This window comes from Ruminococcus sp. AM31-15AC (assembly GCF_003462045.1).
Classification (GTDB): Bacteria; Bacillota; Clostridia; order Oscillospirales; family Ruminococcaceae; genus Hominimerdicola; species Hominimerdicola aceti.
In genome coordinates this window covers 1-11,302 of record NZ_QTYG01000066.1, presented here as the reverse complement: position 1 = coordinate 11,302, position 11,302 = coordinate 1, and the positions used below count along the sequence as shown (strand labels likewise).

Genomic DNA, 11,302 nt, shown 5'->3' with positions numbered 1-11,302 from the left:
CTAAAAATATTTTTAGGAATTCCTTGTGGAAAGGCACTACAGTAGAATAATACATTCTTATTTTTACCTTTAAAATTCTTGCAAGAAGTGCAATCAGGAATAACAACACACATTAATTATTTCTCCTTCAACTTTGCAAATATATAAATTGTATACTTTTTTTTATTATAAACTGTCCCTCAATTGTTGTCAAGGGATTACCGCATTGTAGCATAGCTTGACAGCACGCAAAAGACAGTGTATACTTGAATTAGTGTTCAAAGGATAACAGAGCAAAACGGACGAGAGCACCACAATCAGCCCCTCTCGCAGTGGGCACGGAAAGTTTCACTAAATAAAAATTTAGTGAAACTTAGAGAAGCGATAAATAAGGAGAATAGATATAAATGAAACAAGCATATGTAGATGATTGCCCATATTATCTTGACGATTTTCTAACTAACATGAAGGTTGTCAAAGACCGTTCTGACCGCACTGAAGAAGCTTATTTTATTGATATCCGAACATTTCTGCGATATCTTAATGTCAAACACCATGCAGTTCCAGCCGAAACGCCTTTCAATAAAATAAAAATAAAAGAAACGCCAATAGAATGGCTCGAATGCTTTTCACTAAACGATGCTTATGTTTATTTAAAGTATCTCAAAGATGAGCGCAATAATTCCACAAAAACCCGTGCAAGAAAATGTTCTGCTTTGAAACAATTCTATGTTTATCTTTGCAAAAAAGCCAAGCTCATTTCAAACAATCCGCTTGATGATCTTGAATTGCCGCATATAAATCAGGCTTTGCCTAAATATCTGTCCCTTGAACAAAGCCTTGAGCTTCTGCGTAATATCGACTCTAAAAATCAGGTGCGTGATTATTGTATCATTACTCTGTTCCTTAACTGCGGTATGCGTCTGAGCGAGCTTGTGGGCTTGAATTTAAGCGATTACAGCCGAGATAACAGAACTCTGCGTGTCCTCGGCAAAGGCCGCAAGGAGCGCATTATTTACCTTAACGACGCTTGTGTTTCTGCACTTGATGAGTATATTGACACTACCCGCCCCCACGTGGAACAAACTGCCATTTTTTTATCAGCTAACAAAACAAGGATAAACAAGCGACGTGTTCAACAAATAGTAGATGAACAGCTCCAGCGTGCAGGACTTAGCAATTTGGGTATTACCACCCACAAGCTCAGGCATACAGCCGCAACCCTAATGTACCAACACGGCGGTGTAGATACTCTTGTACTGAAAGATATACTCGGTCACAAAAGCATTGCGACCACTGAGATATACACACATTTATCTGATGAAAACATCAAAAAGGCCATGGAGTCGAATCCATTGTCTGAAGAAATTGAAAAGAAAAAGAAGTAAACAAAAAGCCATGTGAGGAAAATCACATGGCTTTTTTTGCTATTTTTTCATACGAATTATAGAATGTTCTGGGAACGTCAGATTTGATCTTATTGACATCTTCATAGCTGCATGATTTGCAGTATCTATGGAGTTGTCGTATTCATCAAACATTTCCTCCACGGTGAACTTCACAGGGCTGCCAACAGGTGAAAGAACTTCAATCTCGTCGCCCTTGTTGAATTTGTTTTTTTGAGTACAGTATATTCTTCCACCGCTACAACCGTCAACCACAGCCACAACATCATATTCACGAATATACCCACCGTTTTCGTAATACTGGCTCTCCTTTGGGTGACCAAAGAAAAATCCTGTACAGTATGCTCTGTGGCTTACCTTGAAAACTTCGTCCTTAAGCCACTGTGGCAACTCAAAATGCTCCGGATCAGACTTATAGATATCCATAGCTTTTCTGTAGGCATTTGTGATAACGGACACATAATACGAAGATTTAGCTCTGCCCTCGATCTTAAAGCTGTTCACGCCTGCCTCTGCAAGCTTATCAATGTGGTTGAGCATACACATATCCTTGGCGTTGAGGATATAAGTTCCTTTTTCGTCCTCAAAAACAGGATAAAACTCATTAGTGCGCTTTTCTTCCATAAGGTGGTATCCCCAGCGGCAAGGCTGCGCACACTCGCCACGATTTGCGTCACGGTTTACAAGGTACTGGGAAAGCAAACATCTGCCTGAAAAACTTACGCACATTGCACCATGTACAAAGCACTCAATTTCAAGATCTTTAGGGGTCTTTGCTCTTATTTCGGCGATCTCCTCGAGAGAAAGCTCTCTTGCAAGCACTACCCTCTTAGCACCCATGTTATAAAATTCATTTGCAGTAACATAATTTACTATACCGGCCTGTGTGGAAACATGAATCTCCATATCAGGTGCATATTTTTTTATCAGTGAAAAAACACCGATATCGTTGGCTATCATAGCGTCAACGCCTGCCGCAAGAGCGTCATTCACAAACTGCTCTAAATGCACTATCTCGTCATTATGAGGAAGCGTATTGCAGGTCAGATACACACGCTTACCCCTGCTGTGAGCCTCGTCACAGGCTTTTTTCAGAAGCTCAGCGTCAAAGCTTGCAGAGGCGGCTCTCATTCCGAAAGCCGTACCTCCAAGATAAACTGCATCAGCACCAAAATCCAGCGCCGCATACAGACGTTCCATATCTCCCACAGGAGCAAGAACTTCAAGCAAATTATTTTCAGTCATTAAAATTTCAATCCTTTATTACTTTTTCTTTGCAAGTCCAGCCTTAACAAGATTTTCCTCATGCTCGTCAAGTGTCTTTGCATAGAATGTTTCGCCCGTCTTAAGATTATTACAGAAGTAATAGTAATCAGTCTTCTTAGGCTCAAGAACAGCGTTTATTGCAGCCATACCAGGGTTGCATATTGGTCCTGCCGGCAAGCCCTTGCACTTATAGGTATCATAACACTCGGTATAATGCTCAATAGAAGCTGTGTTGTCAGCCTCGGTCTTTATAACATTCTTAATATAATTTGTTGTTGTATCAGACTGGAGCATAGGATAGGTGTCAGGGTCATCAAGTCTGTTCAGAAATACCGAAGCTACCTTTGGCATTTCGTACTCAGAAGCGGCTTCAAGCTGAACGATAGAAGCAAGGGTCATAACTTCGTTAAGTGACATACCGGAATTTTTGATCTTAGCTTTGACGGTTTCGTATTTCTTTTCAAACTGCTCTCTCAGCTTCTTGGTAACGTTTCCTGCGCTGTCATTCACATAAAACTCATATGTATCAGGATAGAAATAACCTTCCATGCGATAGAACATATCGCCGTTATCATCAACATCATTTTCAAAGTCAAAGCCTTGATTTTATTGAATTCAAACAGGAAGTCGTCAGCAGTGCAGACCTCATTATCTTCAAGCTTTTTAGCTATGTCAAGAAGATTTTCTCCCTCTGTGAATGTAATGCTTACAGTCTTGTATGACTCTCTCATTTGTGAAAGTTTTTCGATTATTTCAGAATATCCGCTTGATGGCTGAAGTGTGATATCACCAGGATATATAGCTGCGGGCTTTTCAAATTTCAAAGCAAGCATAAACAGCTTTTTGTTCTTTATAACTCCCTCATTTACAAGTATATCAGCTATCTCACTGTTTGTTGAGCCTGCAGGGATATTAAATCTGATATCCTCGTCAGTTTTTCCGATACCATAATACTCCATACCAATAGAAATGCCGCCCACTGCAAGCACTAAAGAGACTGTAAGAATTACTATAACAAGTATAATTCCGCCAAACACAGAATTATTCACCTTGCTTTTCTTTCTTTTTTTCTTTTTCTTCTTGCCGCTTTTTGACTTTTTTTCTTGCTTTTCGGGCTTCTCAGGCTCTTTATCCTCGTCTTCCTCGCTTTTGTCTTCCTCTGACTTGTCCTCGTGAAAAGCTAGGATAGGTTCAGGCTTGTCATCGGTCGCTTCTGGAGTTTCCTGTGGTTTCTCGTCAGTATTATCTGCCTGTTCACAGGCTTCGGAACTGTCCTCAGTGTCAGCGATAGGCTCTGCTTCAACGCTTTCTTCGTCCGCTTCATTTTTCTCGGCAGACTTTATCTTTGCGTTGACATCATTTATTATATCGTCAACATTAAAATTCAGATCGTCCATTATTTACTTCCTTTCCTTTGTGTTTATAGTATATATATCCTTATCAGTAAATACCTTGTCTACAGAGATATCATAGCCGTCATGACAAAAACTTTCTGACATACAGTTATCGTAACATAAACCTAGCTTCATGCCATTATAATCAGCCAAAAATCTGTCATAAAAGCCCATACCAAAGCCAAGCCTGTATCCGTCTTTATCATACGAAAGCGCAGGCACGATACACAATGCATCGTCAAAAACGCAGTATTTCTCACAACTTTCATCAGGCTCAAAAATGCCAAACCTACCCTCTTTGAGATCATGGGTGCTGTTTATTCTGTAAAAATACATAATATTGCCGTTTTTTTCACATCTCGGGCATAGCACTATCTTGCTCTTTAGCGCCTTTCTTACTATCTCCGCCGTAGACACTTCAATATCAGAGGAAACATATGCAAGCACAGTTGTGCAGCTTTTATACTCCTCGCTGTCAAGGAAAGCTTGCTGAACAGCCACATCTGCCTGTTTTCTTTCTTCAGCAGACATACTAAGACGTATCTCTTTGAAATGCTTTCTTAAAGCTTTTTTATCTGTCATTTGCTCTGCATACCTGATTCAAGGGCTTCTGCCTTTTCTTTTGAAACAAGAAGCTCTACAAGCTTGAGTGCAAACTTCATGCTGCAGCCAGCGCCCTTTGCAGTGATGAACTTACCGTCAACAGCCACAAGTCTGGCAGAATGTATCGCACCTTTAAGATCTTTCTCATAGCCTGGAAAACAAGTTGCATATCTGCCGTCAAGAAGACCCTTATGACCGATTATGGACGGAGCGGCACATATCGCCGCAATGTATCTGTTATTATCAGCACAGTAATCAACCGCACCAAGCACATCAGGGCTTGCTTCAAGATTTAAAGTACCCGGCATACCACCTGGAAGAACTATCATTTCGAGCTCGTCATTAAGAACTATCTTATCCACTGTTGTATCGGTCTTGACAGGAATGTTGTGTGAGCTGACTATCATATCAGAGCCTACACCTACAGTAAAAACTTCAACGCCTGCTCGTCTGAGCAGATCCACAGGGGCAAGAGCCTCCATTTCCTCAAAACCATTGGCAAGAAATACATAAACCATAACAAATGACTCCTTTCGATCATCTGAAAGTAATTACATTTTTATTCAAAAGAAAAGCAGGATTATAAGAAAGCTTTGACTTTCTAAGACCCTCTATTCCTAGATCCTCTTCCCTGTTGATGAAGCTGAGACCCTTTGCGTTATGCGACGCAAACTGACTACACAGCATAGGATATGCACCCTGAACGTCAGCGAGTGCTTTTTCTATATGCACCACAAAGGTATCCGAATTTATTTGTTCACCAACCGTAAAGCCTGTCATTTTATCATTTCTGTAAAGCACAGCGCCTTTAAGTCCGAGCCTATCCATATTCGTAAGAAAAAGATCAATAGCATATTGCTCAACCACTGCCGAAGGATCGTCAGCGTTGTCGTTCTTATTATAAAACTCAGCCGAAAATTCAATACAACTGTCTATTTCCTTATCAGTAAGCTCTCTGTATTCCCAAGGCTCGTCCATGAAACGCTTTATGTGGTTACGCTTGCCGTGATACTTTTTGCCTTTAAGCTCGATAAGGTCGGAAGCATTGTAAATATAGTCTGAACTGTCCCTATCATACTCGCAGATGATTTTATCACCATAATATTCTTTTATCCAGCTTAGGTTATCATCTGTTACAGAAGATACGATAAGCGGCTTTCCCTGGGCGGAAACATATTCTTTAAGCTCATCAAAAAGCCTGATATATTTTTCTTTGCCCTCAACGTCTATTTTAACGCCCACAGGAAATGTAAAATACGGCTGACCGTCCTCAAAGGAACAGCTTATATAAAAATCACCATGATGTGTTATTACAGTGTCATTAAGTCTTTGCCACGCCATATTATTTGCAAAGCAATATTCTGCTCCTCTGAAATCTGATACTGCAAGACACTTGGTTATCCATTCTTTGTCCTCAAAACTTATTTTTCTGAAATCAAACATTAAACACACATTACTTTCTATTGATTAACCCCAGAACATCTCCGAAAATCTTATCTTTTGTATAAGGCTCGCTGCCGTCGCTGCAAGGAATAATATCCCAACCCTGTTTCTCAGCGGTAAACAAAGCGGCTTCACGGCATTTTTTCAGATACTCCACATTTGCTTCATGGATATCCTTTTTGCTTTCATCTCCGCCGTATCTTCCCGACATCAGCTTTTGAGATATCTCTATTGGCATATCCAAGAATATCACCTTGTCAGGTCTTGGAAGCCCAAGCTTGTCATACTCGTAATCTTCAAGCCAGCCTATAAAATCTTCCCATTGCTCTTTCGGCAGTTTTGTCATCTGATAAATGCAGTTTGACGTAACATATCTCGCTGCAAGTACAAGACTTCCCTCTTTATAGTCATGCTCCCAAAATTGCTTGTAGCAAGCGTATCTGTCAACAGCGTAAAAGCTTGAAGCTGCGTAGGCATTCACGTCAGCAGGCGTTTTGCCTATCTCACCATTAAGATACATCTTTACCAACGCAGATGACGGATTATCATAGTCAGGAAAGCTTATAGCCTTATGCTTTATGTCATTTTCGCTGAAATAAGCAGAAAGCCTTTCAAATTGAGTTGATTTTCCACTTCCATCAAGTCCCTCAAGAACTATAAGTCCAGATCTATTCAACATTATTCATTTCTCCGTAAATTTTCTTTACTTCAGCCATTTTTCCGCAGCTCATTGAGCCCTCCGGACACTTGCCTTTCATTACACATGATGGACCTGCGTTCTTGAAAAGCTCAGGAGCGGCCTGCTTGCAAAGTCTGAGCATTTCATCAGCCACAGCCTTTATCTCCCATTGTGCTCTGTTACAGCATCTATGCTGGAAGAAATTAAACAGTGTTCTGACGTTCATTGTCACAACTATCTTTGTTTCACAAGCGTTAGGAAGAACAAATCTTGCGTCCTCATAGGCTTTTTTCTTAGCCTTGTTAAGTGCGTCCTTTTCAGACATACCCTGCTCTAAAAACGCCTTTTCATGTGTATTTGTAAGTATGTCGGCAATCTTATTATAACACTCAAGGAGCTGATCCATTTGCTTGTCAAATTCAGCCTTTGCTTCTGGCACAGCCTCTATTGATGGTGGCGTGATAAACTCAAAGCCGCTTTCATTTACATAACGCTGGCTTTTTTGAGAGTAAGACGCAATTCTGTGTCTTACCAACTGATGAGAGCAGGCACGAGATATCCCCTCTATGCCAAAAGTAAAAGAAACGTGTTCCATAGGGCTTTCGTGACCAATAGACACGAGCCTTTCAATAAAGCTCTTTGTTTTTTCTTCCGTAAGACCCTCTCTAAGCGAGGCGATATCACTGCTTGAATAGCAAAGTTTTGCAGCAGTAGCAACCACCTTTTCAGGCTCAGGTGTATGGGTAATAAGCTCAACTCTCATCATATATGATCCTTTCCACATATTTTTTATATTATACCATTAAAAAGCCTACAAGTCAACATTTTATTTTAAATCACCCACTATTGCCATTTTAAATGCACAAAAAAGGCAGCAAGCTAACCTACTGCCTAAAATCATTCAATTCAAGCCTATCACTGTTAGTAGAAAAAGTATCATCATCACCACCGATACGCTGCTAAGAACAAGTCCAAATATCACACAGCAAACTGCATTCAGGTCAAAAACTTCATTTCTTTTGCCGTCATATCTGAGCCTACAGACCTTATCGGATATGTATATCTTTGAGCGCATTACTACCTCATATGGGAATACGTTTGGATACTCACTATCACTAACCTTGTAAAACGCTGTATCAAATTTCTTGCCCTCTGCCCTGCCGAAACGCACAAATTTTCCTTTCACGCTTTTCGTTCCAGTAAGTTTTACAGCAGAGTATACAAAGAAACTAAAAATAACCAGTAGCAGGACAACAAGAAAAACAATGAACATTATAGGAACTATAACAAAGTCTGCGCCAAGACACATAGCAAGCACAAGAACAACCGTGGCTATGATAACAAATTCCATGACTGTACCCTACAAAAGACTTCTGTAATAGTCGCTAAGACGCTTAGCGTTAGCTTTTAATAGCTCGTCAGCCTTGCTTTTAACGCTTTCATCTGCAAAAATACCACGCTTTGAAAGTTCAGAAGCCTGCTTGGCAAGGTCTATCGCCTTTTGAAGATCCGTGGCACTGTCAGAGCCTGAATACTCCCTAGCCTCCATAAGGCAAGCTTTCGCCTTAAGCGCACATATCTCATCTGAAAATTCGTCATCAGCGTCATACTCTATAACAGCCTTATAGTTCTTGTTTATAAATTCTTTCCGTATACTGATATAGCCCTCTGCGTCAGGGGCGTTTATGGAGTCGTTTTCATCAGGCAGAAGGGTATTAGGCTCTATCTCCAACACCTTGCAGAGGTATTCAAGGGTCTTTACCGACGGCGTTGCTGAGCCGCTCTCTATCTGACTAAGCATATTGCGGGTTATAAAATCACCCACTACCTCGCTTTGAGTCATTTTCTTTGCAAGCCTTGCCTCTTTTATCCTCTTGCCGAGAGTATTTTTCTCCATTATATCGCCTCACTTTATTTACTGTAAATTTCATTTACTTATATGATAGCAGATAGTAAAACAGATTTCAAGTGTTTAACGAAAAATTTACAATTTTTTTGTGCTAAGCCATATCTAAAAAATAATTTTAATTATTGTCGAACATCTATTAACAAATAAGATAAATGAGTATATAATAAGCGTAAATAATATTTACATTGGAGGTGTAAGCTATATGAATGAATGGTGGGACGGTTTGTCGCTTTTACTTAAAGTGTTGTATTGTATAGCGTTTCCGTCAACGCTTATACTGCTTGTGCAGACTTTGCTTTCTATGTTCGGTTTTCATGATGGTGGAAGCGGTCACGATTTCAGCGACACGTCAGGTCTTGATCTTGATGTTGATACCAACATCAGCGGTCACGGAGATGTGGATATTGGTCACTGTACACATGATATCGGCTGTGACCACAACGTAGACGGCGGAAACCCTGCGGATTTTGCTTCTATGAGAATGTTCACTCTTCAGACCATAGTTGCTTTTTTCACTGTGTTTAGCTGGTCATCTATCGTTCTTGTAAGCTCAGGTGTTTATCCAGCACTGTCTACAGTTATCGGCTTTGTTCTGGGTCTGGCGACCATGCTTCTTGTAGCAAAGATAGTTCAACTTTCTGCAAGACTTGCTGAAAATGGTACGGCTGATTATAAAAATGCTATAGGAGAAACTGCTACTGTTTATATCCCCTGCCCACCTAAAGACCATGGGCTTGGTAAGGTGAATGTTATGATAAACGGACAGCTAAGAGAAGTCACTGCAATAAACAATGGTGATGAGCTTATAAAGACAGGAACTCAGGTCCGTATTATCGATTTGCAAGGAGATACTGTCGTAATAGAAAAATAAAAGAATTGATAGAACAAATGGGTTCTAAACATAACGATTCTGTGAAATGACCCGTCTTGAGGTTATTATAATATTATTTGTGTGGGAGGAAAAATTATGGAACCAGTAATCATCATCTGCGTGATAGTCGTTGTGCTTTTTGCGGCAATTATGGCGATACTGTCACGCTACAGAAAATGTCCGTCTGATAAGGTGCTTGTTATCTATGGTAAAGTAGGAACAGACAAGAATGGTCAAGCAAGAAGCGCAAGATGTATCCACGGCGGTGCGGCATTTATCGTGCCAATAATCCAATCTTATGAGTATATGGATCTTACTCCTATATCCATAAATGTGGATCTAAAAAACGCTCTTTCAAAGCAGAACATCAGAATTGATGTTCCGTCAAGATTTACAGTTGGTATCTCGACAGAACCAGGCGTTATGCAGAACGCTGCTGAAAGACTTCTCGGTCTTAAACTCATTGAGATACAGGAGCTTGCTAAGGATATTATTTTCGGTCAGTTGAGACTTATTATCGCAACAATGGATATCGAGGAAATAAACTCGGACAGAGATAAATTTCTGCTCGCGGTATCAAACAATGTTGAGATAGAGCTTAAAAAGATAGGTCTTAAACTTATCAACGTAAACGTAACGGATATCACAGATGAGTCTGGATATCTGGAAGCTCTCGGTAAAGAAGCTGCTGCAAAGGCCATCAATGACGCTAAGAAGTCAGTTGCCGAAAAACACAGAGACGGTGAGATCGGTCAGGCAAACGCTCAGAAAGACCAGCGTATCCAAGTCGCTGCTGCAAACGCTTCTGCTATCGACGGTGAGAACCAGGCCAAGATAGAGGTTGCACAGTCAGAAGCCCTCAGACGTGAGCGTGAAGCGGAAGCTCTCAGACAGGCTACAGCCGCTGAAGCTGTTCAGGCAGCAAAGGCAAAGCAGGAAGCTTACATAGCTCAGCAATCCGCCGAGCAGACGAGAGCCGAACTTGAAAAGGCTACACAGACCGCCGATGTTATCGTAAAGGCTCAGATCTCAAAGCAGCAGGCCGAGATCGAAGCTGAAGCACAGGCTGAGGTAGTAAGACGTAAAGCAAAGGGTGAGGCCGATGCTATCTTTGCAAAAATGGAAGCTGAAGCAAAGGGTAATCAGGAAATACTCACAAAGCAGGCAGAAGGTATGAGAAAGCTTGTTGAAGCAGCAGGCGGAGACGCTAACGCAGCTGTTAAACTCATAGTTGCTGACAAGCTTGAAGAACTAATCTCTATTCAGGTAGAAGCAATCAAGAACATCAAGATAGACAAGATAACAGTGTGGGACACAGGTGCAGGCGCTGATGGAAAAGGCTCGACAGCAAACTTTCTAAGCGGACTTATGCAGTCAATTCCTCCGCTGAACGATCTGTTCAAGCAAGCAGGAATGTCACTCCCTGATTTTCTTGGCGAGGACATACAGGAAGCTTTGAAAAAGTCACAGGAAGAAGCAGTAAAGAGAGCTGCCGAGGCTGATAATACAGAAACTCTCGACCCAAAAGATGTTGAGGTAATAGAGCCTAACAAATAAATAATTGTCACATAAAAAAATGGGGCTGTAAAAAAAGTCCCCAAGAAAAAAGGCTGCGATCTTGCCAAAAAGCAAGACAGCAGTCTTTTTTTGTGGTATAATTAAAGTATCATGAATAACCAACCACAAGAATATTATACACCATATCAATTAAAATTTCCAGTGGAAATTGAAAAAATAATTGAAACAACTGAC

At 40.7% G+C, this 11,302-nt stretch carries 13 protein-coding genes; 3 read left to right on the top strand and 10 right to left on the bottom strand.

From position 1 onward, the window contains the following. The first annotated feature begins 386 nt into the window (after positions 1–386). Positions 387–1,367: a tyrosine-type recombinase/integrase gene (locus DW793_RS12895; protein WP_117863816.1), complete on the top strand. Its 981-nt coding sequence runs from the start codon at positions 387–389 to the stop codon at positions 1,365–1,367. Positions 1,368–1,406: 39 nt separating this feature from the next. On the opposite strand, the gene DW793_RS12890 is transcribed toward DW793_RS12895, so the two are convergent. The 10 genes from DW793_RS12890 to DW793_RS12845 form a co-directional block, all read right to left on the bottom strand. Then, complete coding sequence (locus tag DW793_RS12890; RefSeq protein ID WP_181983572.1) at positions 1,407–2,630, bottom strand: peptidase U32 family protein; 1,224 nt, start codon at positions 2,628–2,630, stop codon at positions 1,407–1,409. Between the two features lie 18 nt (positions 2,631–2,648). Continuing rightward, positions 2,649–3,200, bottom strand: coding sequence for an endolytic transglycosylase MltG (gene mltG / locus DW793_RS12885; RefSeq protein WP_181983571.1), 552 nt, complete (start codon positions 3,198–3,200; stop codon positions 2,649–2,651). Then, positions 3,158–4,048 (bottom strand): endolytic transglycosylase MltG, encoded by an 891-nt coding sequence (locus DW793_RS12880; protein WP_118158371.1) that lies wholly within the window; start codon positions 4,046–4,048, stop codon positions 3,158–3,160. Before DW793_RS12880 ends, mltG begins: the two co-directional genes overlap by 43 nt. A 3-nt stretch (positions 4,049–4,051) precedes the next feature. Continuing rightward, positions 4,052–4,627, bottom strand: a complete 576-nt coding sequence (locus DW793_RS12875) for a 5-formyltetrahydrofolate cyclo-ligase (RefSeq protein WP_118158370.1) — start codon at positions 4,625–4,627, stop codon at positions 4,052–4,054. Then, positions 4,624–5,166 (bottom strand): DJ-1 family glyoxalase III, encoded by a 543-nt coding sequence (locus DW793_RS12870; protein ID WP_022286914.1) that lies wholly within the window; start codon positions 5,164–5,166, stop codon positions 4,624–4,626. The genes DW793_RS12875 and DW793_RS12870 overlap by 4 nt, the downstream gene beginning before the upstream one ends. Before the next feature lie 19 nt (positions 5,167–5,185). Further along, positions 5,186–6,091 (bottom strand): DUF2156 domain-containing protein, encoded by a 906-nt coding sequence (locus DW793_RS12865; protein ID WP_118158369.1) that lies wholly within the window; start codon positions 6,089–6,091, stop codon positions 5,186–5,188. 10 nt (positions 6,092–6,101) lie between these two features. Beyond that, positions 6,102–6,770 carry a dTMP kinase gene (locus DW793_RS12860; protein ID WP_118158368.1) on the bottom strand — a complete coding sequence of 223 codons (669 nt, stop codon included), beginning with the start codon at positions 6,768–6,770 and terminating at the stop codon, positions 6,102–6,104. Then, the gene (gene thyX, locus DW793_RS12855; RefSeq protein WP_118158373.1) at positions 6,760–7,533 is read right to left on the bottom strand and encodes an FAD-dependent thymidylate synthase; all 774 of its coding nucleotides are present in this window, start codon (positions 7,531–7,533) and stop codon (positions 6,760–6,762) included. The genes DW793_RS12860 and thyX overlap by 11 nt, the downstream gene beginning before the upstream one ends. A gap of 138 nt (positions 7,534–7,671) precedes the next feature. Continuing rightward, positions 7,672–8,121: a hypothetical protein gene (locus DW793_RS12850; RefSeq protein ID WP_118158367.1), complete on the bottom strand. Its 450-nt coding sequence runs from the start codon at positions 8,119–8,121 to the stop codon at positions 7,672–7,674. A gap of 9 nt (positions 8,122–8,130) precedes the next feature. Further along, positions 8,131–8,667, bottom strand: a complete 537-nt coding sequence (locus DW793_RS12845) for a helix-turn-helix domain-containing protein (RefSeq protein WP_118158366.1) — start codon at positions 8,665–8,667, stop codon at positions 8,131–8,133. Between the two features lie 214 nt (positions 8,668–8,881). Here DW793_RS12845 and DW793_RS12840 point away from each other — a divergent pair, with 214 nt between their 5' ends. Both DW793_RS12840 and DW793_RS12835 read left to right on the top strand, forming a co-directional pair. Then, positions 8,882–9,550: an NfeD family protein gene (locus tag DW793_RS12840; protein WP_046441812.1), complete on the top strand. Its 669-nt coding sequence runs from the start codon at positions 8,882–8,884 to the stop codon at positions 9,548–9,550. 96 nt (positions 9,551–9,646) lie between these two features. Next, positions 9,647–11,107, top strand: a complete 1,461-nt coding sequence (locus DW793_RS12835; RefSeq protein WP_118158365.1) for a flotillin family protein — start codon at positions 9,647–9,649, stop codon at positions 11,105–11,107. The last annotated feature ends 195 nt before the right edge of the window (positions 11,108–11,302 follow it).